Annotated in this window: 20 protein-coding genes; 7 read left to right on the top strand and 13 right to left on the bottom strand. The window is 46.4% G+C overall.

What is annotated here, in order from left to right:
* Window positions 1–216: 216 nt before the first annotated feature.
* The 5 genes from ACU37H_RS12545 to ACU37H_RS12525 all read right to left on the bottom strand — a co-directional run bounded on the left by ACU37H_RS12545 (window position 217) and on the right by ACU37H_RS12525 (window position 3,330).
* On the bottom strand, window positions 217–657 hold the full coding sequence (locus ACU37H_RS12545) for a carboxymuconolactone decarboxylase family protein (protein WP_472703932.1): 441 nt from the start codon (window positions 655–657) through the stop codon (window positions 217–219).
* A gap of 80 nt (window positions 658–737) precedes the next feature.
* Window positions 738–1,313, bottom strand: a complete 576-nt coding sequence (locus ACU37H_RS12540; protein ID WP_472703934.1) for a Crp/Fnr family transcriptional regulator — start codon at window positions 1,311–1,313, stop codon at window positions 738–740.
* Window positions 1,314–1,354: 41 nt separating this feature from the next.
* Window positions 1,355–2,074, bottom strand: coding sequence for a tRNA pseudouridine(55) synthase TruB (gene truB, locus ACU37H_RS12535; protein WP_472703936.1), 720 nt, complete (start codon window positions 2,072–2,074; stop codon window positions 1,355–1,357).
* 1 nt (window position 2,075) lies between these two features.
* Window positions 2,076–2,726, bottom strand: a complete 651-nt coding sequence (locus tag ACU37H_RS12530; protein WP_472703938.1) for a DsbA family protein — start codon at window positions 2,724–2,726, stop codon at window positions 2,076–2,078.
* A gap of 100 nt (window positions 2,727–2,826) precedes the next feature.
* Window positions 2,827–3,330, bottom strand: coding sequence for a TlpA family protein disulfide reductase (locus tag ACU37H_RS12525; protein ID WP_472703940.1), 504 nt, complete (start codon window positions 3,328–3,330; stop codon window positions 2,827–2,829).
* A gap of 314 nt (window positions 3,331–3,644) precedes the next feature.
* On the opposite strand from ACU37H_RS12525, the gene mnmE reads away from it, so the two are divergent.
* The 4 genes from mnmE to ACU37H_RS12505 all read left to right on the top strand — a co-directional run bounded on the left by mnmE (window position 3,645) and on the right by ACU37H_RS12505 (window position 7,594).
* Entirely contained in the window at window positions 3,645–5,183 is a 1,539-nt protein-coding gene (mnmE, locus tag ACU37H_RS12520) for a tRNA uridine-5-carboxymethylaminomethyl(34) synthesis GTPase MnmE (RefSeq protein ID WP_472703942.1), read from the top strand.
* 261 nt (window positions 5,184–5,444) lie between these two features.
* The gene (locus ACU37H_RS12515; protein WP_472703944.1) at window positions 5,445–6,230 is read left to right on the top strand and encodes an SDR family oxidoreductase; all 786 of its coding nucleotides are present in this window, start codon (window positions 5,445–5,447) and stop codon (window positions 6,228–6,230) included.
* Between the two features lie 90 nt (window positions 6,231–6,320).
* Window positions 6,321–6,686 carry a hypothetical protein gene (locus tag ACU37H_RS12510; RefSeq protein ID WP_472703946.1) on the top strand — a complete coding sequence of 122 codons (366 nt, stop codon included), beginning with the start codon at window positions 6,321–6,323 and terminating at the stop codon, window positions 6,684–6,686.
* Entirely contained in the window at window positions 6,683–7,594 is a 912-nt protein-coding gene (locus ACU37H_RS12505) for a helix-turn-helix domain-containing protein (RefSeq protein ID WP_472703948.1), read from the top strand. Before ACU37H_RS12510 ends, ACU37H_RS12505 begins: the two co-directional genes overlap by 4 nt.
* Before the next feature lie 699 nt (window positions 7,595–8,293).
* Here ACU37H_RS12505 and ACU37H_RS12500 read toward each other — a convergent pair.
* The 7 genes from ACU37H_RS12500 to ACU37H_RS12470 form a co-directional block, all read right to left on the bottom strand.
* The gene (locus ACU37H_RS12500; protein WP_472703950.1) at window positions 8,294–9,295 is read right to left on the bottom strand and encodes a bestrophin family protein; all 1,002 of its coding nucleotides are present in this window, start codon (window positions 9,293–9,295) and stop codon (window positions 8,294–8,296) included.
* Between the two features lie 63 nt (window positions 9,296–9,358).
* Window positions 9,359–9,847 carry a universal stress protein gene (locus tag ACU37H_RS12495; protein WP_472703952.1) on the bottom strand — a complete coding sequence of 163 codons (489 nt, stop codon included), beginning with the start codon at window positions 9,845–9,847 and terminating at the stop codon, window positions 9,359–9,361.
* A gap of 134 nt (window positions 9,848–9,981) precedes the next feature.
* Window positions 9,982–11,361: a HAMP domain-containing sensor histidine kinase gene (locus ACU37H_RS12490; RefSeq protein WP_472703954.1), complete on the bottom strand. Its 1,380-nt coding sequence runs from the start codon at window positions 11,359–11,361 to the stop codon at window positions 9,982–9,984.
* A gap of 16 nt (window positions 11,362–11,377) precedes the next feature.
* Complete coding sequence (locus tag ACU37H_RS12485) at window positions 11,378–12,055, bottom strand: response regulator transcription factor (protein WP_472703956.1); 678 nt, start codon at window positions 12,053–12,055, stop codon at window positions 11,378–11,380.
* 214 nt (window positions 12,056–12,269) lie between these two features.
* Window positions 12,270–13,307 (bottom strand): UDP-glucose 4-epimerase GalE, encoded by a 1,038-nt coding sequence (gene galE, locus ACU37H_RS12480; protein ID WP_472703958.1) that lies wholly within the window; start codon window positions 13,305–13,307, stop codon window positions 12,270–12,272.
* A 437-nt stretch (window positions 13,308–13,744) separates the two neighbouring features.
* Entirely contained in the window at window positions 13,745–14,950 is a 1,206-nt protein-coding gene (locus ACU37H_RS12475) for an inorganic phosphate transporter (protein ID WP_472703960.1), read from the bottom strand.
* 72 nt (window positions 14,951–15,022) lie between these two features.
* Window positions 15,023–15,670, bottom strand: a complete 648-nt coding sequence (locus tag ACU37H_RS12470; RefSeq protein ID WP_472703961.1) for a DUF47 domain-containing protein — start codon at window positions 15,668–15,670, stop codon at window positions 15,023–15,025.
* A 296-nt stretch (window positions 15,671–15,966) separates the two neighbouring features.
* Here ACU37H_RS12470 and ACU37H_RS12465 point away from each other — a divergent pair, with 296 nt between their 5' ends.
* Both ACU37H_RS12465 and ACU37H_RS12460 read left to right on the top strand, forming a co-directional pair.
* Window positions 15,967–17,157 carry a beta-helix domain-containing protein gene (locus tag ACU37H_RS12465; protein WP_472703963.1) on the top strand — a complete coding sequence of 397 codons (1,191 nt, stop codon included), beginning with the start codon at window positions 15,967–15,969 and terminating at the stop codon, window positions 17,155–17,157.
* Window positions 17,158–17,248: 91 nt separating this feature from the next.
* Window positions 17,249–20,137: a TonB-dependent receptor gene (locus ACU37H_RS12460; RefSeq protein WP_472703965.1), complete on the top strand. Its 2,889-nt coding sequence runs from the start codon at window positions 17,249–17,251 to the stop codon at window positions 20,135–20,137.
* A 65-nt stretch (window positions 20,138–20,202) separates the two neighbouring features.
* Here ACU37H_RS12460 and ACU37H_RS12455 read toward each other — a convergent pair whose 3' ends face one another.
* On the bottom strand, window positions 20,203–21,393 hold the full coding sequence (locus ACU37H_RS12455) for a hypothetical protein (protein WP_472703967.1): 1,191 nt from the start codon (window positions 21,391–21,393) through the stop codon (window positions 20,203–20,205).
* 157 nt (window positions 21,394–21,550) lie between these two features.
* Here ACU37H_RS12455 and ACU37H_RS12450 point away from each other — a divergent pair, with 157 nt between their 5' ends.
* On the top strand, window positions 21,551–22,729 hold the full coding sequence (locus tag ACU37H_RS12450; protein ID WP_472703969.1) for a hypothetical protein: 1,179 nt from the start codon (window positions 21,551–21,553) through the stop codon (window positions 22,727–22,729).
* Window position 22,730: the final 1 nt, after the last annotated feature.

The following is a 22,730-nucleotide window of genomic DNA, read 5'->3' as shown; positions in this document are numbered from 1 at the left end:
TTATTTTTAGACGACAGTTGAATATGAATGTAACAAGTAATGCTGATAAAACAACGCGGCTAGCCTGAAAAAGGGATGAATTTTTCCTGGAGATCATGTATGAACTTTCCGGGCAAGACCTGTTCGCCGGCTATGCAAAAAAAATTCACACAGCGGACACGTTGTATCGTTTGTGTGAAATAACATTTTTAGAAAGTCTGCAATGGGATAAAGGCGTCAGGCTCCTACTTCCAGTTGTGTACTGATCGCAATACGGTTCCAGGCATTGATCGTCGCGACGGCGATAATGATCTGAGCGATATAATTTCTATCAAAGAAAGCACGCGCTTCCTGGTACGTGGCGTCTGACAACCCGTGCTGGTGGATCAATGTGACTTCCTCGGTAATAGCCAGGATGGCCTTTTCTTCTTTTGAAAACAAATTGGTTTCGCGCCATGCGTTCAACAGGAAGATGCGCTGGTTGGTGAAGCCATGCTTCAACGCATCTTTGGTGTGCATATCAATGCAATACGCACAGCCATTGATCTGTGACGCTCTTATTTTGATCAACTCCTTGTGCGCTTTTGTCAGCTGCGATGCGGCGAGGTATTCTTCCAAACCCATCATCGCTTTATACCCGGCCGGTTCGGTCTCGTAAATATTAGGTCTTTTTTCCATCTTGCTTTTTTTTAGTTTAACTGATCATTGTTTGACAAGACAAAATTGGATTTCGCGCAGAAGGAAATTCTTAAACTGGTTTAAGAAATCTTCCTGGCTCTTATTTCACTTAAATATTCGGGCGTAAAACCGAGATAGGACGCAATCAGATATTGGGGAACCCGCTGCACGAATTCAGGATATTTTTCATTCAGGTGGTCATAAAAGGCTTCCTTTGAAAGACCAAAAATATACTTCATCCGCATCTGCGCTGCAGCATAGGCACGCTGGTAAATGAACCGGAAATATCGCTCTACTTTAGGATGCGCCTGCAACAGCTGCTCCTGGGCTTCCCGGCTGATCACCAATAAATCGGTATGCTCAACAGCCTGGATAAAAAATTCGCTTGGCGAGCGGTGTTCAAAGGAGATGTGATCCGTCAGCCACCAGTTTTCAATCGCGAATTCTGTGGTTTGCTCGATGCCCTTTTCGTTCACAAAGAATTTCCGCAGACAACCCCGGAGCACAAAATAATTGGAACGGCAAACCTGTCCTTCGTGCAAAAGGTTTTGCTTTTTCCGGATGTGCTCTGTGCGGAAGAAGGCAGCTATCGTCTGCCACTCGGCATCGTCAACGTCTGTAAACTTTTGTAAATGGGCCTTGAACAGATCAAGCATATATCGAGTGTTTGGATTTATAAAACGTTGGCCGGGCTAGATCATTGTGGCGAGTCCGCAGCTGTGTTTGCCCTTCGCTCGCGGATAGCGGCTTCAAAATGGGCAAGAGAGAAAGCATCATCGACATTAAAATTGCCGATGCGCGTGCGCCGCAGGCTGCTGAGATAGGCGCCGCAACCGAGTACTGCTCCGAAATCATGGGCAAGGCTTCGGATATATGTACCTGTGGAACAAACCACTTTGAATGACACGACCGGCAGCTGAGTGGTATCGACCGTAAATTCTTTGATGGTGATCTTGCGGGGCTCGAGCTTCACGTCCACACCTTTTCGCGCCAGCTCGTACACCCGCTTGCCGTCCTTTTTAATGGCCGAATGGATGGGCGGCACCTGGTCGATCTCACCGATAAATGGAATCGTTGCCTGTTGAATGTCTTCCGCCGAAAGATGTTCTATTGTTTTGAATTGTTCAGGCTCACTTTCCAGGTCATAGGTAGGAGTGGTGGCGCCCAGCGTAAACGTGCCGGTGTACTCTTTTTCCTGCGCCATGTATTCGTTGATCTTCTTCGTAAATTTGCCGGTGCAGACGATCAGGAGCCCGGTAGCCAGCGGATCCAGGGTACCGGCATGCCCCACCTTTTTAATTTTGATCAGATTGCGGATCTTCCTAACCGCATCAAATGAAGTCCATTCAAGCGGCTTATCAATCAGCAATGCGGCGCCTTCAGCGAAATCGATATGTTGTAAATCAGCTATCGTCATGTTATGCTTTTTCCTTCAGTTCCTTTACAATATTTTCAAGTCGGGTATTCAATGTTTCGAGCGGTGTGAATCCTTCTGCCACCAGGTAAAATTTGGTATCGCTTACCTGTAGTAATAATTTGGGAAAGCCGGTCACCTGCAATTGCTGGCAAAGGGCAAACTCATATTTCGCTTTGTCGACATATTGTTCGTCAGAGAGTTTCTGATAAAATGCATCAACAGGAACATCATATTTTTCCAGCAGATGCCTGTAAGCCTCTCCATCACTAAGATCGCGCCCTTCTTCAAACAAAGCTTTCTGAAGATCAGCAGCTATTTCCACCTGCCGATCCGGTTGATATTCTTTAAAAATACAAAGCGCCACTGCCGGGGTCAGCGATTCGGGCACCCAATCACTTTCTTCCGGATGCTGGATATGCCAGAGATAGTCCGCGCCAAACTGAACACCCGCCAGGTCTTCTACTCTTTTATAAGCCTCGCCGATATAGGAAGCCATTGCCTTAACCGGACGGGCATGTTCCTTCGGGATCATGCCCCCGCTCAATACTTCAAAATGAAATGTTTCTTTATAGAGATGGAAGAATTGCGTAATCACTTTGCTGAAGCCGAAGCACCAGCCACATTGGGCATCGTAACAATAATAAAAAGTCATCCGGCAAAAGTAAACCGGTTTTTTTTATTAGCACGATTGCGCGGTATTTATTTAAATTGGGATTAGTTGTTCATAAGATCAAATAGAAAGCCCCGAATGATTACTTCAACTTTTCATCGATCAACGCCGCCAGTTTTTTAAACTCTTTTTCCTCATAGCCGACGGATTGATAAATGATGGTTCCCGTTTCGTCAATTAAGATATTTCTCGGAATGGATTCTGTAGCAAATTGGCTAAACACGGCTCTTTTCTCATCCGGCAAAATAGGGAATGTGTATTGATACTTCTTTTTAAATGGCAGCAACACATCCCATCCTTCTTCACGACCGAAGACCAACAGGGCGAAACCGGAATCGCTCTGATGCTTTTCCCAGATGTCTTTCTGCATTTTGGGCAGCTCTGCGCGACAGGGAGGGCACCAGGTGGCAAAGAGGTTGATCAGCACCAGCTTTCCCTTGTAATCTGAAATGGCGGCGGTTTTGCCCTTCTCAATTTCAAAGGAGAAAGAAGGAACCCGATCTCCTGTTTTTATCAGGGTGCTCTCCTGCGAAAACGATGCTTTTCCACACATGGTGAAGAATAATATGATTAAAAGCTGCCTCATGTTTATTTTTTCTTTTGGTTGTTGACAGGACCCGGTAGTCCACTCACGCTCATTACCTGGCCAGGATGATTGGCCGGTCACGGATCTGATGCACAAAAATACCGTTTTTTGTGAGGATTCGCTGGCGTCTGGTCTGACGGTCCCCGTCTGACCAGACACCAGCCATTCGCCGCTTGTGCTCCACCAGCAAACATCTATATCTTAGCAACAGCGGGCAACTTATGTAGACCAGCAATGACGCCTAAACAATGAGATCAATGCCGCGATTAATGCCCATTTGGTACCCGGAGACGCTGTTTAGATCAAAGATAATAATGGTACCTGGTCAGACGGGGACCGTCAGACCAGGCACCATGTCCATAACCGGCAACGGCCTTTGGGGCCAGGGCTCGGCGCAATTTATCTGGCTTCCGATCGGAAAAATGTTGGTTGTAAAAAGTTACTTTTGGCAAATGAACAGGCTGGGAGATTTGCAGGATACCATTGTAGCATTGGCAACCGCACCGGGCGTAGGTGCCATTGGCGTGATCAGGCTGAGCGGTAAGGAAGCGCTGGTCATTGCGAACAAGCTCTTTAAAGGCAAAGACCTGCTTCTACAAAAATCTCACACCATCCATTTCGGGCACATAATTTCACCCCCCACCCCTCTCCAGATGAGAACGGAGCAAGAAATCATTGATGAAGTGGTGGTGTCTCTGTTTCTCGGATCTAAAAGTTATACCGGAGAAAATACAGTGGAGATCAGCGGCCATGGATCACCTTATATCCTGGGAAAGATCATTGAAGCTGCCATTGCCGCCGGGGCACGGCTGGCGAAGCCCGGAGAATTTACCCAACGCGCTTTTCTGAATGGCAAGCTGGACCTGGCGCAGGCCGAAGCGGTGGCCGACCTGATCGCCGCTAACAGCAAAGCCGCTCAGCAAACAGCACTGAACCAGTTAAGAGGTGGGTTTTCGAGCGACCTGAAATTGTTGCGCGATGAACTGATACAGTTTGCAGCCTTGATAGAGCTGGAGCTGGATTTCAGCGATGAGGATGTGGAGTTTGCAGACCGCAGTCAATTTGCAGCGCTCTTATCGAGCCTCAAAACCCAGATATCCGCGCTTACCCGTTCTTTCCAACTGGGCAATGCCATTAAGAACGGCATTAGTGTAGCCATCATTGGCAAGCCGAATGCCGGGAAGAGCACCTTGCTCAATGCCCTGCTGAATGAGGAACGCGCCATCGTCAGCGAGATTGCCGGAACCACCCGCGACACGATCGAAGAAACGCTGAATATCAACGGCGTATTATTCCGGCTTATTGATACTGCGGGAATCCGCGAACACAGCACAGACCGGATCGAAAACTTGGGCATCGAACGCAGCAAACAAAATGCTGAGAGAGCAGACATCATCATCCACCTGATCGATGCCACTGACAACGAGGAGCAACACTTTGACTGGCTGAAAAAATATGAACCGAAAACGATTACGGTCGTCAACAAAACAGATATCGCCCCTCACTTTAAACTGCCGGACAACGGAACGGATGTTGCAGACTACCTCCGCCTTTCAGCGAAAGAAAAATCCAATATCGATTTGTTGAAGACGCGCATGTACGACAAGGCCATCGGCACAACGATCAATACAGAAGCGACCATCGTGACGAATGCCCGCCACCAGGAATCCCTTCATAAAATCGCCGAAAGCATCGAGGCCATTGAGCAGGGCATGGCAGCCAACCTGAGTGGTGACCTGTTGACAATTGACATCCGCCGGGCACTGCACTACCTCGGCGAGATCACCGGACAAGTGGAAGTGGACCGGGATATATTGGGGACGATATTTGGGAAGTTTTGCATTGGAAAGTAAATCCTTCTTTCCTAAAATTAATACATAAGTCGCTTTCTATAAAGCGACTTTTCCACGCTCGCATTTGATCCACTCTTACCAACTTTATGTTTTTTCGAATGCTGAACCTACAGCAACATTGTTGCAGCACCCAGCAGGCAGGCACGAATTAGCACCAACCTGGGGTATGCCGTCCCGACTTTCAGCTACAAGATCACGACTTTCGGCTACATGGGTTAGATAGCGGCTGCAGAACTTTGTCCTATCAAAATAAAAATACTCATGAATTTAAAAAACAGTACCATCCTGATCACCGGCGGAACGAGCGGCATCGGGTTGGAATTGGTCAAACAACTGACCGCACAGGGCGCAAAGATCATCATCACGGGACGTAATGCGGATGCCTTACGCAAAACAAAAGCACAGTATCCTGGTGTGCACACATTTCAAAGTGACGTCAGCAGCGCTGAAGATATTAAGCAGCTGTACGAAGTCGTTACCCGCCAGTTTCCCGACCTGAATATGATCATCAACAACGCCGGCCTGATGCGCCTGATCGATGTGCTTGACACTTCTATCGGCCTGGACGATGTAACGCGCGAGATCAATACCAACCTGAGCGGCACGATCCAGATGGTCCACCAGTTTCTGCCTCACCTGATGAAGCAGCCGTCTTCCGCTATTGTGAACGTGTCATCGGGCATCGCACTCATGACGTACTCGTCAGCACCTGTTTATAGCGCAGCGAAAGCCGGCGTGCACGCTTATACCCTGGCCTTGCGCATGCAGCTGCAACAAACCAGCGTCAAAGTATTTGAAGTCATCCCCCCGGGAGTTAATACCAACCTGCAAAACGACTGGAAGCTCGCGCCTAATCCCAGGCAGATGATGGAGGTCGACAAAATGGTCGAAATTGCGGTGAGAGGCTTGCTGAACGATACATTGGAAATAAAACCCTTCCTGATCAAAGTGATCAAAACGATGAGCCGGATCGCGCCGGGATTCCTGATGAAAATGGGGCACAGAGAATTTGTCAAATTCAAATCCCTGCAAAATGTCAATCAGTAACAAAATCACATGTCAATGCGGCGTCAATAAATCGCTTCAAAATCCGGACGAGGTTCAATACATTTGAATTACCATGCTAAAAACAACTTTATGCTAAAAAGTATCCTGTCATTACTCCTATTGCTGGTTTCCGTTTACCTGGCATTTAAACACGGTTGGGACACGTTTCATTATAAGAATCATCCTGAGTCCATGAAGATGATGTCAGCGCTGGGCATCAGCGAATCGCTCGTTCCCGCTTTCGGCGTGATCACTTTCCTGATCGGTATCCTGCTGCTGATCCCCAAAACTTTTTTCCTGGGCAATCTGCTCAATGCCATTTCCATTTTGGTGATCATGGCGCTCGCAGTGAGAGCTGGCCATTTTAAGATGGTGCTGATGGAAATCCCGTTCCTGGTGATACCGCTGGTCATGATCTGGCTGAAGTATCCATTTATCAAAACAACGGCCTCATGAAAACTCCGATAAAGATCGCCACCATTACAGAAGCGCATCGCCTGTTGGGCTTACCAGGCCCGGAACATCCTCTGATCAGTGTAGTTAATTACGCCGATCTGAAGCCGCCGGATATGGAAGGCGAAGTGAGCGCCCTGTTTGATTTCTACTATATCTCGATGAAGAAAGGCTTCAGCAACAAATTATTTTATGGACAGCAGACCTATGACTTTGATGAGGGCATGATGTATTTTGTTGCGCCCCACCAGGTGCTTCGCGGTGCGGGCCCGGAACCGGGCGATGACCTTTCGGGCTGGATCCTGCTGCTTCATCCCGACCTCTTGTGGGGCGCTCCGCTTGCTAAGCATATTAAAAAGTATGAGTTCTTCGATTATGCCGTGAACGAAGCCTTGTTCCTCTCGGAAAAGGAGCAGTCCATCATCAACGGGATCATTGAAAATATCCGGCACGAGTACCGGTCCAATATCGACCGGTTCAGCCAGGATATCATCCTCTCTCATGTGGAGACTTTACTGAACTACTCCGAGCGATTTTATCAGCGGCAGTTTCTCACCCGCAAGAAAAGCAGCCACCAAGTACTCGACCGGGTGGAAGCCTTGCTGGACGACTACTTTAACCAGGAAGAGCTGATCGGAAAAGGTTTGCCGTCTGTACAATACCTGGCTGACTCGCTCCATCTTTCAAATAAGTACCTGAGCAGTCTGCTGAAACAACTGACGGGACTAACCGCGCAGCAACATATCCATGAGAAGGTGATTGAAAAAGCAAAGGAACAATTGTCCACCACCGGTCTTACCGTTAGCGAAATCGCCTACAATCTGGGGTTTGAACATTCCCAATCCTTCAGCAAACTTTTTAAGATGAAGACAGACCAAAGTCCGCTGGAATTCCGGGCCGGTTTCAACTGATCCTGCGCTGCGGACAATAGCGAGTTCGCCGTAATGTGCACAAACCTGTGCATAGTCACCAAATAGTGTGAATTCCATGCGGGCGTTCTGTGCATAAACCTGTTCAGAACTGGTGCGTATCAATAAGGCCAGAAATTTGGAAACAGCACTCTTGAAATAGTAATTTCATGATGCACGGTTGAAGCAGATGCCGGGCGACTGAAAAAGAAGGCCGGTGAGCTGGTAAACCGTTGCAAACATAACCATTCTTTGACGAGCAGGTATGTTGTTGGTGAACTGACTTTCGATAAATATTGAGATTCAGACATCACGCGTTATTGCGACGAACAGGGATGGGACAAACGTCCGGCAGATAAGGCCAGCGAGCGATGGTTATAATAATCAGGATGTAACATACATCAATGAGTTATAACGCCGCAGCGAATCACCTTTCTAACCTAAGCCGGCAAATTTGGCGGATGCCTTGCCAATTGTTCTGTAGGTCGATAGTTTTTTAACTTGATACGTCACGTATCGACTTAACCGACTGACATCTACGCTACATGACAATGCAAAAGCTATTTAAAGCATCGGGTTTAAAGCCGATCCGAACCGGGAAACCGGCGGAAAGGTGGCAAACACGATGCTTTTTTATTGTCCGCCAATAAAAAAGCGGGACACATGGTCCCGCCCGGCATTTATCCGGCAAACGCCTTGCTCTTACATCACAAAGTATTTTCTGTTGGTGACATAATCAACCGGCACTTCTTCAAGCTCCTCTTGCTCGTTGCCCTGCATCACAGGTAAGAGTTGACCGACGGTTTCAGGAGCGGCATTCCGGTATTGTTTATGAGCCGTTCCTTTTTCATACAACTGGGTCAGGTTCTTTTCGATGCTCCTCGCGATGGTAGTCATCGGCGTATCGGTTGGCTTATTTTCAAACGGGTCCTGCAGGTGGATCGCCATCTTTTCAATCAGCAGGAAAGCGGCTGAAATAGCTACCACCAATGGCACTTCCACATACCCGAAATATTCAATAACGCCAAAAGGCAACAGACCAATAAACAACATCAGCGAAAGGTGGATATACAAGCTATACGTGTGAGGAAACACGGTGTTTTTTATCCGCTCACATTTACCCATCGAATCGGTGAGCTTGGTAAGGGTACGGTCCAGTTCTACCTGCTGATAGCTGTTGATCCAGCCTTTGTCCAGCGCCAGATGCAGGTCGGAGCCCATATTGTCCAGCAGTGCCGTGGGTATGTTTTCAATGTCCCGGATCGCCTCAAACTCTTCAGGATCAATGTATCGATCCAATCCCTTGAGCGCATCCTGTTTCCTAAGATGCCTGCCCAGCGCGTAGCACCAGCCGATCTGTCGGCGGATGATCCTTTGCCTGAATTTTTCGATTTCTTCTGTATGATAATTATCGTACGTGAAACTCATTATTTGCCTGGCCAGGCTCCTGGAATCGTTTACCACCGCGCCCCAAACGTGCCTGGCTTCCCACCACCGGTCGTAGGCCTGGTTACTCCGGAAACCCAACAGCAGCGATATTACAGTACCTAACACCGCGGGGACGGCCAAAGGAATAGTGATCTTCGTGAGATGAGAATAGCTATATAAGATGGCTATAACAGTAGCATAGATGGCTATTGCAATGATTTCGTACTTGATCTTTCCGAAAACATATTTAAAGGGAATATTTTTCTTTAATAACATAGTTGCTTTTTTAAGATTAAACAAGCAGCAATCCGTTCCTATCCGGTCTGGCCCTCCCTCTTATCAGGCGCTGGCCAGCGCAGGTTTGATGGGCACTTCGGTACGCTCCATCTTTTCGGGAGTGTGATCGGCTTTAGCCGTAAAGTGTTCTAATATGGACACTTTGCTTTTTTTGAAGAACGGAACAGGGTTAAGACTGGCTTTATGTTTCCTGGTAAACACATAATTTTCAGGGCATACGATCATATCGATCTCATTGGCCTCGATAAAATTGTTGAATACCGCCTGAGTGTTACCGGTTAAGTATTTGAAACAGATCTTTTTGATCAGGTCGGGATACTTGTATTTGAGATATTTACAATTCTGCCTGAAAGAGTCGTTCATCATTTGTGCATACGGTGGTTCTCTTCGCAGCAAATCATTAATGCCATTGGGCATTTCGTAAATATGAAAAAGAATGATGTTGACTTCTTTGTCTAAGGTCTTGATGGCTTGTTCGGCCAGGCGAAAAGAGGCCTGGGAAAAGTCGGTAGGGATTAAAATATTAACCATAGTTTGCTGTTTTAATTGATACAGCAAAACTGCGGTCCGGGTATTAGAAGCTCTTAAGAGTAAAGTTAGATTGCAGTTAGAATCAGATTAGAACGACATTAAAACGCTTCCATTTCTTTAATATCATTCTAATATTATGCCTTCTGAGATATTAAGGGAAGCAAGATCCGGATCGTAGTTCCTTCGTTCTCAGCCGTTTCTACTTGTATAGATCCGCGGTGCATCCGGATAATATTCCGCGTAAGTGGCATACCTATCCCATAGCCTTCAAACCGGGAAGTATTAGAAGCCCTGAAAAAAGGGTCATAAATATACTTGACTTCATTAGAAGGAATGCCGATTCCCTTGTCGCGGACCATGATGAGTGCCTTATGCTCTTCGAGCGTCAGCTCTATCCTCACCGGCGCATTGCCTGAATACTTGCAGGCGTTTAATACAATGTTATCCAGGGCGATCTTCAACAGTTCCTCATTTCCAAAAACACTGATATCGTCCTCATGTTCAGGCAGATCGGGCAGGAAGATGGATACCTGGTTCTCGGGTTCCACGTCGGTCACATTTTCTTTGATGCGGAACAACAGCTCATCAAGCCTGATCTTTTCCCACCGCTGCGTTTTGCCATCGAACCCGGACTGCGCCAGGGCCAGCAAACCCTTGGTTAAGCGCTGCAGCTTTTCGGACTGCTGCACGATATTGTTGAGACTCTGCTTGTAATCGTCGATAGTTCGCTCGCGCGATAAGGCGAAGTCCGCCTCTGCAATGATCGACGTAAGCGGTGTACGAAATTCGTGGGAAGCATGGCTGACAAAGTTATTCTGCGCTTCAAATGCCGTAGATAGCTTATCCAACATGTTATTGAACGTATCCACGAGTATCGCCAGCTCATCGTTACCCGCTTGCTGCTTCAATCTCAGGTGAAGATTTCCTTCACTGATCGCGTTTACCCGCTCGGTGATATAACGGAAGGGTTTGAAAGCCCGTTTGGAGAAATACAATCCCACACTATAAATAATAATGACGGAGGCTACCAGTGTAATGACTAATATATAACCCAGCTGCCGGATGATTTGTCCACCATAGGTGTTTACGGCAGATTCGATCACGAGGAAATCGCCGGTCTCGTCTTTGTAAAAGATCCCCGCATAATGCTCGAGCCGGTGCTGGTAAAATACGGTGGCACCTCCGGCTTTTCGAATTCTTCTGAGATAGGATTTAGGCAAGTTTGGTGGAAAGGGCGGCACCGGATCGCCGAGCGAATCCAGCGGAACAATATGGGACTGTTCGTCCGGAAGCCGCTCCAGGTATTGCCTCTGGATGATCTTGAATGACTCGGTGGTGTTATGATCTTCTTCGAACTTGTACTTAGACGCGATATGGACCCGCAGCTCTAATCTTTTATAAAAATCGGCGTAGGCAAATTTATTGGAGAAATAATAGACAACAATGGCCAGAATCGTAAATACCGTTGCTGTGAGAAACGTAAAGAGAATCGTTGTTTTGGATTGTATCGTCATAAGTCTGGCGCCGGGTTTACTGAACCTTAAACATATAGCCCATACCAATTACGGTCTGGATCAGCTTGTGATTGACATCTGTGTCAATTTTCTTACGCAAATAATTGATATATACATCTACTACGTTTGTCCCCATGTTGAAGTTGATACCCCAGACATGTTCGAGTATTTCAATACGGGATACCACTTTATTTTTATTTCTTACCAGGAAGTCCAGCAACCTGAATTCCGTTGCCGTAAGGTTAACCGGTTTGTCTTTCAGTGTGACGATCTTGGAAGACCGGTTGACATGAAGATCGCCGGCTCTGAAACTATCCTCCATCTCGATGGAAGGTCCACGCCTCCTGCTCAGCGAGCGGATCCGGGCTTCCAGCTCGGCAAATTTGAAGGGCTTGACCAGGTAATCGTCGCCGCCCGCGTTCAGTCCGGCGACAATATTTTCAGTGGTTCCCAAAGCTGTGAGAAATAAGATTGGTGTATCGATCTTATGGTCGCGTATGGTTTTGCAAAGCTGCATACCATTGATTCCCGGCAGCATGATATCGAGGATGATCACGTCAAAATCATTTGTCAATGCAAGGTCCAGGCCTGTCGTTCCGTCCGGCGCTATGGAGATACTGTAGCCTCCTTCTGTAAGCCCTTTATTGATAATGCTTGCCACACTCGGCTCATCTTCTATCAGCAATATTTTCATCCGTATTCTTTTGTTTATAAGGTCAGAGAGCGCCGCTATCCGGTTGGCTTCGTCTGTATGGTTTCACAGATCTTTTCAGACTACCGGTTGGTCGGTTTCGAACAGCACCATTTCTACAACATAGTCAGAGGTCTTCTGATCAACTTTTTATAAAAATAAGTTATAATAACAAAGCCCGCAAATGATGCGGGCTTTGTTAATCTGAATCAGACTATCAGCTTGCAGCATCAGCCTGCTTTTTTAACTTTTGTTCCCACTGCCAGGCGGTACTCATCATCTCGTCAATGCCATATTGGATATCCCATCCCAGGCTCTTCACGGCATAATCATTATTAGCATAGATCGCGATCACATCACCTGCGCGGCGAGGTCCTATCTCATAATTTAACTTTTCACCACTTACCCGCTCGAATGCGTGGATTGCTTCCAGAACAGTAACACCATTTCCGGTGCCAAGGTTGAAAATTTCATAATTTGAAGCGTTCTTTTGGCTTTCAACAAACTGGATGGCCAGCGTATGTGCATGTGCAATATCGCTTACATGGATAAAATCGCGCAGACAGCTTCCATCGCGTGTATCATAATCATCACCATAAACGGTCATCTTAGGCAGTTTGCCAATGGCCGTTTGCGTGATCGCCGGGAACAGGTTTTGTGGCCGGCCGATCGGCAATTCGCCGATCTCGATGGAAGGATGTGCACCCACGGGGTTGAAGTATCTCAAAGAAATAATATTGGTCTCTTTGGCTATTTTGGCAAAATCGGTCAATATCTGCTCGCCCATTTGTTTAGTGGCTCCGTACGGGCTCTCCGCCGGCTTGGTCGGTGTTTTTTCTGTCACCGGTATTGCATCGGGATTGCCATACACCGTGCAGGATGAAGAGAATACAAAGTAGGGCACTTTGAAATCACGCACACAACGCAGGATATTTACCAGCGAGTTCAGGTTATTTTCATAGTACATCAATGGTTGCTCCACTGATTCTCCCACGGCTTTGTATGCCGCAAAATGGATAATGCCCACGATATCGGTATTTTCCTGGAATACCGCATAAGTATCATCAAAATTGCAAAGGTCTACTTTGTAATTTTTAACGGCCTTGCCCGTGATGGTTTGAATGCCTTGCAACACTTCAGGATTGGACCTGCTGTTATTGTCGATGGAAATAACACCATACCCGTTTTGAATAAGATCGACAACGGTGTGAGATCCGATATATCCGCAGCCACCGGTAACTAAAATTTTTGCCATAGAAGATATTGGTTTTCTAAAATGTAATCAATCGTGGTAACAAGCGCTATCATGCCGGTTTTGTATTTTAGAAGGAATTTCCTGAGGGAGGCATCCCTTCTGTCGGTACTATAAAAAAACAACTTTGCGTTTATTACCGGCGCAAAGGTGAGCGTTTTTTACTTAAAAATCAATGAGAAGTTTTAATCGGCATGGCGGACGGGTTAGTTGTTATGTCACTAATACCGTTAGACCGAACGCACTCCAAGCGGCTTAGAGCAAAGGAATGAGATCTATCAACGCGTCAGACCGGGACGGTCAGACGCGTTGATAAAGCCACGAGTACCTGTATACAGCTATTAATTTTTGTGACCGTGAAATGCATTGTTCAATCGCCAAGGGAACATTATTCAAGCATTCGAGGCATTGATCCGCAAAGATCATGTGTCCTCCGTTTTTTAATTCGCAATCAGCCGCACGATAAAATAAACCACCCCCGCGAGGATCGCGCTGATGGGAATCGTGAGGATCCAGGCCCAAAGCAAATTGATCGTTACACCCCAACGCACTGCTGACAGGCGCTTGGTGGCACCCACACCCATGATCGACCCCGTGATGGTATGCGTAGTACTTACAGGTATTTTTAATTCTTCTGTGATAAATAAGGTAAGAGCACCCGCCGTTTCGGCCGCGACCCCTTCAAAAGGCGTTACTTTAGTGATCTTCGTACCCATGGTCTTTACAATCTTCCAGCCACCGCTCATGGTTCCTAATGCAATCGCTGAATAACACGCCAGTGGCACCCAAAATACCATGTGGTCCAGGCTATAAGCGTTAGGATCGTAAGCTACCAGCGCCGCCATGATGATCCCCATTACTTTCTGGGCATCGTTACCACCATGACCAATACTGAAGATGGCAGATGATACCAGTTGTAAACGCTTGAACCATACTGTAGCGCGGTAGGCATTGAGCGAACTGAGAAACAGCGAAAAAATGGCCATGATGATCACAATCAGTCCAAACAACAGGAATTTAAAGTTCTTGGAGTAAAAAATGACCTTCAAAAAATAAGATTCATAATGAGATTTAAGCAGGGCCGGATCCGTCTCTATGGTAAAATACCAGAACGCGATGATACCGAGGATCACGGCAATGGAAAAAATTCTCATACCCCATCCTTTCCTGAAAGAATTCATAAACCAGATGGATAATAAGAACGCCATGATCAGACCGAGCAAAGGCGCCAGGAAAATAAATGATGCAATTTTCAGGACCACCGCAGAGTTCACGGAAGCCAATGTCTGCGAGTGCGCAATTGCAGCGCCCGCAAAGCCGCCGATCAGCGTATGGGATGAAGAGGAAGGAATACCGCGCCACCAGGTGAACAGGTTCCAGGCTATGGCCGCGATCAGACCCGAGAAAATAACGTTTAGATCAATATACTGCTCTTTAACCGTTTTAGCGATCGTGTTGGCTACGCCATGATCTTTAAAAATAAAATAAGCAACGAAGTTGAAGAGCGCCGCCCATAGTACTGCCTGGAAAGGCGTTAACACTTTCGTGGATACTACCGTTGCGATGGAGTTGGCTGCATCATGAAACCCATTGATATAATCAAAAATGAGCGCTAATGCTATTATAATAACGAGGTAGGTGAACATGATAGTTAATAGTTAACGGGCAATGGCTCATGGATCAACTGACTATGAACCACGCCATGGACCATAAGCTGTTTAAGCATATTTAATAATAATAGACTCGATTACATTGCCTGCGTCTTCGCATTTGTCTGTAACCAGCTCCATCACCTGGTAAATATCTCTTCTTTTGATCAGTTCTTTAGCGTCGATATCACTATTGAACAACTTTTCAATGCTCATATCAAATACATCGTCAGCCTGGTTTTCAATGCTGTTGATCTTTACCAGCGCTTCTGTGATGTTCCTGATCTTCTTCATATCCCTGAGCTCTGCCACCGCGGTTTTTACATGCTGGCCGCCCTGCTCGATCAGTTCTGCCATTTTTTGAAAGCCCGTTTCGTTGGGGTTGATGCGGTAGAAGTTGATCTTCTTTCCTGCGGAATAGGTATAATCCACAATATCGTCCAACGCTGCAGCCAGGTAGTGGATGTCTTCGCGGTCGAAAGGGGTAATAAAGTTCCTGCTCAGTTCGGTAAACACATTATGGGTCAGCTCGTCGCTGGCGTGCTCTACATCTGTCAGGGTCTGTACCAAAGCACTTCTCCTGTCATAGTCAGGTTCAAACACCAGCTGTTTTAAAAGATCGCCTGACCTGGCTACGTTCTCCGCGATCTTTTCAAAGAGCTCGAAAAAGACCGTATTCGCCGGCGTAAAAATTTTGAGTATTGAGTTAAGACCCATAACAAATTGTTTTAAAGTGGTGGCAAAAGTATTTTGTTAGATGCTTGTATTACCTAAAATCAGAGGATTTAATAATTCCTTAATATTGGATGGCTCAGACCCAAAGCTTTCCATTCACGTTTCTTTTATAATCAACCGGTTGTTATCAACAAAAATAGGGATTATTAATGTTGGCGTAACATTAGCCTTACAATTTGGTAACATATCCGTAATCATCTGGTAACACTACGGATTCACCTTTGCAGCGAATAAAGGGCTCACTATTAAAACATTTTTAAAATAAAAAATCCCAAACAATGAGAACCTCTAAAAAAAGTATCGCTGCTTTATTATTACCACTGGCAGTTTGGATGTCAGCCTGTTCTAAAGACAACGATCCAATAGATGATGATGACAGCTCTGCAAACGTCATAGTAACATCTAATATCACTGCCAATACAAGGTGGACCAAAAACAACGTATACGAATTAGACGGTCGTATCACTGTTACCAGCGGCGCTACCTTAACTATTGAAGCAGGTACTGTTATTAAAGGAAGAGCTGGCGCAGGAACCAACGCTACGGCTTTGCTGGTTGCCAGAGGAGGTAAACTGATGGCAGAAGGAACAGCTGCTACTCCTATCATCTTCACATCTGTAGCAGACGAGATCATGCCTTCTGATATCGCTGCCGGAAATTTTGAAAGCCCTAACCTGGCTCCAACAGTGAACGGTCTCTGGGGTGGCGTGATCATCTTAGGAAACGCACCGATCTCTGCTTCTGCAGCTTCTGTGCAGATCGAAGGTATCCCTACTTCAGATCAAAACGGTCTGTATGGCGGAACTAACGCTACTGATAACTCAGGCGTGATTAAATATGTATCTATCCGTCATGGCGGTACTGATATCGGAGCCGGCAACGAAATCAATGGTCTTACGCTGGGTGGTGTTGGTTCAGGTACTGTGGTTGAGAACATTGAAATAGTAGCCAATCAGGATGATGGTATCGAATGGTTTGGTGGTACTGTTAACGTTAAGAACGTAGTAACCTGGAATGTAGGCGACGATGGTATCGACACTGATCAATCATGGAATGGCACACTGGACAACTTTGCTGTTATTACACCCGGTGGCCACTGCTTTGAACTGGATGGTCCTGAAGGCGCTGCGAACTACGGTCCTCACACGATTAAAAATGGGTATGTAGTGGCTACTGGTTCTGCCGACCTGATCAATACAGACAACAATACTTATGTGAATCTTCAGAACATCCTGATCACTGGTTTCACTGCCAGCCAGGTAATAAGACATAATGCAACAGCGGCAAACGTAGTGACTTATTCAGGTATCAACTTAGATACACCTTCAGGCGCTATCACTGACTACATTAAAAACAACGCGAATGTGATTGTAAGCCCTCTCCCTGTAGGTATCGTGAAAGGAACGGCCTCTACATTTGCAGCTGCCAACCTGAGCTGGACATGGGCTGCCAAGGCGGACAAGCTCTAAGAACATGGCTTAACCCCAACTTACTTTGTATATACAGAGGCTCGTATATATCTCATATGCGAGCCTTTTCTTACTTAAAATTTCTATTATAATGCGCAAGCAACTAGTCTTAGTATTCTTACTCTTATCTTCCCTTTTTGCGGATGCCCAAAAAGGCATTATCCGCGGTACTGTTTTCGATGATGTTTCCGGTGAATCGCTTAGAGGTGTTACCGTGACGGTGAAGGGAACCCCGGTTAGCACTACCACAGACCTGGATGGAAGTTTCTCTTTTTCTGTGGACACCGGTCTCGTATCATTAGAGTTATCCATCGTTTCGTATCAAAACCTGGAGATCCGGGAAGTTCATGTGACCAGTAAAGAAGTGGCGCTGTTGAACAACCTGCGTATGCAACCGGCAGCAAAGCAGATCGAGGAAGTAGTGGTAACCGCAAGACAGGTGAGAACCTCCGAAGCGGCCTTGTATACCGTTAAACGCCGGTCTCCCGCCATGATGGATGGTATATCTGCAGACAAGATCCGCCTTGCAGGCGATGCTACAGCAGGTGCCGCAGCGAAGAGAGTAACTGGCGTATCTGTTGAGGAAGGTAAGTATGTATACATAAGAGGCTTGGGTGACCGCTACTCCAAAACTACCCTGAACGGTATGGATATCCCCGGCCTTGACCCTGACAGGAACAGCCTGCAGATGGATATTTTCCCTTCGGGATTGATCGATAACATCATGGTGAGCAAAAACTTTGTAGCCGAGATGCCCGCCGATTTTACAGGCGGCGCCATGAATATCGAAATAAAAGATTTTCCGCAACGTAAAACCCTGGACGTGTCCCTGGGTGTTTCAGTGAATCCTTCCATGCATTTTAACTCCAATTATCTCAAGGATCAGGGAGGCAAAACAGACTTCCTGGGCTTTGACGATGGAACACGGGCTTTACCCGACGGAGCAAGAAGAAGGAATATCCCTTCTCCGACCAGTGGTCAGAACCCGCAGGAAGTGTCTAAGTTTATTAAAAGCTTCAACCCTAACCTGGGCGCCACCAGGGCTACCAGTCTTTTCGACTATGACTTTTCCTTATCAGCCGGCAACCAGTTTGCCCTGAAAGGCAGAAAGTCTCCTAAGCTGGGTTATGTGTTCTCGGTTTCTTACAAAACCACTTACACTTACTACAATGACCTGGTATATGGAGAATACCAAAAATATACCGACCCTGCAGAAAAAGAACTCAGGTATGCAACGCTTCAAAACGGACAGCTGGGTGAAAGAAATACACTGCTGGGTGTACTGGCAGGCCTTGCTTATAAAACGAACTTAAGTAAGTATCGCCTGACCGCGACGCACCTGCAAAGCGGTACCAGCCGCGCCGGTAAGTTCGATATCCAGAACGACGGAGAAGCAGTGGGTCAGTCGGGTTATTTTGCAAAGTCCGATAACATTGAGTACAACCAGCGTTCATTAACCAACATATTGCTGAATGGAGATCATCGCTTCAAAAACCCTGATTGGGAATTAGACTGGCGCATTTCACCGACTTATTCGATTTCAAACGATCCGGACATTCGCAAGACGGCCTTCACTTATGATCCTACTGTGACCTGGTTTGCAGCTGGTGCAGGTGGTAACCCTTCGCGCATCTGGCGCTACCTGAACGAGGTGAACGTAGCATCTAAGATTGATCTTACCAAACGCTATACCTTCCAGGATCGCGCGGCGAAACTGAAATTCGGATTGAGCAACCTGTATAAAAACAGGGATTACGAAATCCTTGCCTTCAATCTCCAGTTCTTCAATCCTCAGGATTGGAGCGGCATCAACTATGACCCCAACCAGGTGCTGAACCCTGAAAATATTTATCCGAATAACCCTAACGGCGCTTATTTTGTATCGGGCAACAACACGCCCAATGCTAACGAATACCAATCGAACGTAATGAATACCGGTGCTTACATTTCAAATGAGCTGCCGGTAACAGATCAATTCAAGGCCATCCTCGGTATCCGTGCTGAGCAGTATACGCAAAGGCATACCGGAAGAGACAACCAGGGTATACGCAGCCTGAATAATGACAAGGTATTGAACACACTGAACTTTTTCCCAAGTGTGAACCTGATCTACGCTATCACACCCAGTCAAAACCTGAGAGCGTCTTATGCACGCACGATCGCCCGACCTTCTTTTAAAGAGATGTCTTTTGCGCAGATATTAGATCCGCTTACCAACCGGTTCTTCAACGGTAGTATGTTGCCTTACAACGATCCTGAAACGGGCGAAGTGACCTGGAACGGTCAACTGGTTGAGACGGATATCAACAACTTCGATCTTCGTTGGGAAAAGTTTATGCCTTCGGCACAGATATTTTCTGTGAGCGCCTTTGCAAAGACCTTCAACAACCCGATCGAGCTGGTAAGAATTTATGAGCAACAAACCAGCACAGAATACCAGGCGCGCAATGTGGGTAAAGGTTTACTGGTGGGTGGTGAGATTGAGTTCCGCAAAACACTGGACTTTATTGCTGAAAGCCTTCAGCCGTTCAGCATCAATGGTAACTTCACTTATGTAATGTCCAGGATCGATATGACTGACGTTGAATACAAGGCCCGTCAAAGATATCAGAAAGAAGGCGAGACACTGAACAACTACCGTCCCATGGCCGGTCAGGCGCCTTACGTGATCAACGCAGGTATTGGTTATAACAACCCCGATAAGGGAATAGATGCAGGTTTATTCTACAACGTGAAAGGCCCTGTACTCTGGATCGTGGGCGGCAGCATCTTCCCTGACGTGTACCAAAAGCCGTTCAACAGCCTGAACTTTACTTTTGGAAAAAGACTCGGCGACCACTTTGCAGTTGATGTCAAGGCTTCAAACATATTGAACGCTAAAATGCAAAAGGTATATAAATCTTACGAAGCAGCAGATCAGCCCTTCGAATCTTACAGCCCCGGCAGCGCTTTCGGCGTAGGCGTGAGTTATAAATTTTAATTGTAAGGAATTACTTTAGGATAAAAAGGCGCTTCTTCCGAAGCTCCTTTTTTCTTCTGAATCCATTACGGATGATATACATACGCGACTTCGTAGGTTTCCTTTCTTAATTCAGGCATCAACTCTCCCAGCTTCAGGTCCCTGCTTTGGGGTGTAGGTTCGCATACAGAATATTTGTCTCCATTATACTCGATAGTGCTGCCGACCGGCTTATCAAATTTCACCGCAATCGTCACATGTTTGGGATAGGCCAAAACGATCATGGGTAAATTATAGATCTCTTTCACGAGAAAGAAGAACAGTCCTACGCGGTCGTCACAATCGCTGTAAGGTGACAAAAGTGTCTGTTCCGGCGACAATCTCTTTTCCGCACCAAACGCTTCCGTATCCGCATCAAAAGGAAAAGCGTACCGGGTAAAATGCATCAGGTAATCAACACCGCTTTTGGGGTTCAATCCTTTCACCTGTTTTTTGAGCAGTGAAATAAGCGACTGATAAGTAGTATTGCTGAGCGGGATATTGATATAGTCCTTGTAATCTACTACCGGGTAATTATTGAAAAGATTTTTGATCTCAGGGTTGATCTTGATCTTAAAATTATAATCGTTTGTGTTGTAGGTAAACCTCAGGTTCTTGTCCACATAATCACTTTCATTGAAATCCGGCAGCTTTTCTATTTTGTACGAAAATGTTCTCGTAAAAGCAGGCGTCTCAATGCTCACAGGAGTAAAAGGCTCCTGCTCAAAATTGATATTGCTTCCATAATCATGATAGTTGAGACATACATATTGCCGGCCTTCTTTCAGCCGGTAAGGAATATTGTAAATATTTTCATCGCATTGAATGTAAAATAGTAGCCGGCCTTTATTCTGGCTGAGCAGCGTACCATATCCCGAGCGGATCATGAAATACCATTTGTACAAGGTATAGCGCAGGTAATTATCTCCCTTAGGACTGATTTGCTGCGCCGTTTTCCTGACCAGCTGGTAATAGAGCCAGTCGTCTGCCTGGTGCTGGTCGCGGTAGTTCTCCATCGCGGCCAGCACTTGTTCCAGGTTGGTCCGGCGCACGTTTTCATAGAACTGGTTGATGGACGCGTCTGACAAACCTTCCTCGCTGAAATCCGGCAGTTGCGCTTTGTCGTAGCTGAACGATATCATTTCCCCATAAAAATTAAAGGAAACCGATTTCGTTGTGCCCGCAAATAGCACCGGAGACAGAAAAAGAAACAGTCCTATGATCGCCCATTGTTTCATCGTGTCGTTTAAAGTTACAAAACATAACAATTATTTAATATTAAATTTTCAGGAAGGTCTGGGTTTGACCTATCGAACCTTTCGGGGAGCATTGCGTCTTATCATATAATATTTAAGGAAAAAATTCGTTTTACTACAAATTGACAGATATCGGATCATGATAAAGTGCATGTGCGTTACGCTTACTACTCTTTTGATTTTCATAAGTAATTTGCTGTGGAGCCAGGCTCCGGTCGTTAAAAAAACGGCGGGTTGGTCCCAGCGGGGTTATTATATACTGAACCCGGCCCTGGCCAGGAATAATGAGGATATTGCCTTTGTGCGCCAATTGAGCGGCAAAGACAGCGGGGTTTCCCCGGAAGATTTTTTGAAAGATGTAAACCGCAATTTTTTACCTGAATCCACTTCCGGCACGCGCCAGAACGATCCCGTGGTCAGCCTCTTTAATATCCCCAAAAAGCAGCTTTCGCTACTGGATTACGGCTGGTCACCGGCTTTTTCTACGAATGACAACCGGATTGCTTACGCGTTTCAGTTGCGCCCGTTGGAGAAACAGGACAAGCTCTACGCCGATTCGTACAAGGGCAATACGGTCAAGATCTTTAACAAATCGACTCAAAAAATTGAAGAAGTGGCGAAACCGCTGGGCAATTATTTGCTGGACCCGTTTTTTATGGACTCGCTCACCCTCGTGTACAAAGCGGGCGACCGCGTGAACGGTCCCTACGGAGCGGCGATTTCAATCAGCCAGGTGAACCTTAAAACCCGGCGATCCAGGCTCGTGCAGCAGGCCGCTATCAAATACCGGATGTACCAGCTCGTGGGCGAAACCTACCTGCTGGATAATCAACTGGCCTATGTGGTTTACAGTCCTGCAGACTCCGGAACCGGCATGGCGAATGAATACCAGCACCTGCTGATGAGCGGGGGAGACACGCTACATCATTTCGGCGTGCGCCAGTTTACCAATCTTACCTACAAATTCGCTTTCGATAACAAAAAGCAGTTGCTCTATCTCGATGATCAGCATTACCTGCCGGAGGATACTAACTTTATTGTCACCTATAAGGGCGATCAACTGATCACAAAAAAGCCGTTGAATGTAACGTACAACAAAGCCTATCTAGGCCCTGGCGGTAAATATTTAATATATATCACTGCCGCATCTGAAGCATTTATTATAAATGTGGCTACGCTTGAAAAGACAAAAATAGACCGGCCGCAGAAAGAAGTTCATGCGGTAGTGTGGAGCCCGGATGGTAACCGCCTGGTGTTGGTGCAGGACCATGAGCAATACAAGGGCACCGACGAAATGCTGATTTACGAAATACGGTAGC

Source organism: Niabella sp. ZPM-14 (genome assembly GCF_055693045.2).
Note: the sequence above shows the minus strand (reverse complement) of the source record. Positions and strands in the feature narration are given on the sequence as shown.

Coding starts and splice junctions, on each gene's coding strand:
- ACU37H_RS12545 (WP_472703932.1), bottom strand. CDS start 657: ATGGAAAAAAGACCTAATATTTACGAGACCGAACCGGCCGGGTATAAA.
- ACU37H_RS12485 (WP_472703956.1), bottom strand. CDS start 12,055: ATGAAAATATTGCTGATAGAAGATGAGCCGAGTGTGGCAAGCATTATC.
- ACU37H_RS12450 (WP_472703969.1), top strand. CDS start 21,551: ATGATAAAGTGCATGTGCGTTACGCTTACTACTCTTTTGATTTTCATA.
- ACU37H_RS12540 (WP_472703934.1), bottom strand. CDS start 1,313: ATGCTTGATCTGTTCAAGGCCCATTTACAAAAGTTTACAGACGTTGAC.
- ACU37H_RS12470 (WP_472703961.1), bottom strand. CDS start 15,670: ATGGGTCTTAACTCAATACTCAAAATTTTTACGCCGGCGAATACGGTC.
- ACU37H_RS12505 (WP_472703948.1), top strand. CDS start 6,683: ATGAAAACTCCGATAAAGATCGCCACCATTACAGAAGCGCATCGCCTG.
- galE (WP_472703958.1), bottom strand. CDS start 13,307: ATGGCAAAAATTTTAGTTACCGGTGGCTGCGGATATATCGGATCTCAC.
- ACU37H_RS12525 (WP_472703940.1), bottom strand. CDS start 3,330: ATGAGGCAGCTTTTAATCATATTATTCTTCACCATGTGTGGAAAAGCA.
- mnmE (WP_472703942.1), top strand. CDS start 3,645: ATGGTACCTGGTCAGACGGGGACCGTCAGACCAGGCACCATGTCCATA.
- ACU37H_RS12500 (WP_472703950.1), bottom strand. CDS start 9,295: ATGTTATTAAAGAAAAATATTCCCTTTAAATATGTTTTCGGAAAGATC.
- ACU37H_RS12460 (WP_472703965.1), top strand. CDS start 17,249: ATGCGCAAGCAACTAGTCTTAGTATTCTTACTCTTATCTTCCCTTTTT.
- ACU37H_RS12530 (WP_472703938.1), bottom strand. CDS start 2,726: ATGACTTTTTATTATTGTTACGATGCCCAATGTGGCTGGTGCTTCGGC.
- ACU37H_RS12510 (WP_472703946.1), top strand. CDS start 6,321: ATGCTAAAAAGTATCCTGTCATTACTCCTATTGCTGGTTTCCGTTTAC.
- ACU37H_RS12455 (WP_472703967.1), bottom strand. CDS start 21,393: ATGAAACAATGGGCGATCATAGGACTGTTTCTTTTTCTGTCTCCGGTG.
- ACU37H_RS12475 (WP_472703960.1), bottom strand. CDS start 14,950: ATGTTCACCTACCTCGTTATTATAATAGCATTAGCGCTCATTTTTGAT.
- ACU37H_RS12490 (WP_472703954.1), bottom strand. CDS start 11,361: ATGACGATACAATCCAAAACAACGATTCTCTTTACGTTTCTCACAGCA.
- ACU37H_RS12515 (WP_472703944.1), top strand. CDS start 5,445: ATGAATTTAAAAAACAGTACCATCCTGATCACCGGCGGAACGAGCGGC.
- ACU37H_RS12465 (WP_472703963.1), top strand. CDS start 15,967: ATGAGAACCTCTAAAAAAAGTATCGCTGCTTTATTATTACCACTGGCA.
- ACU37H_RS12495 (WP_472703952.1), bottom strand. CDS start 9,847: ATGGTTAATATTTTAATCCCTACCGACTTTTCCCAGGCCTCTTTTCGC.
- truB (WP_472703936.1), bottom strand. CDS start 2,074: ATGACGATAGCTGATTTACAACATATCGATTTCGCTGAAGGCGCCGCA.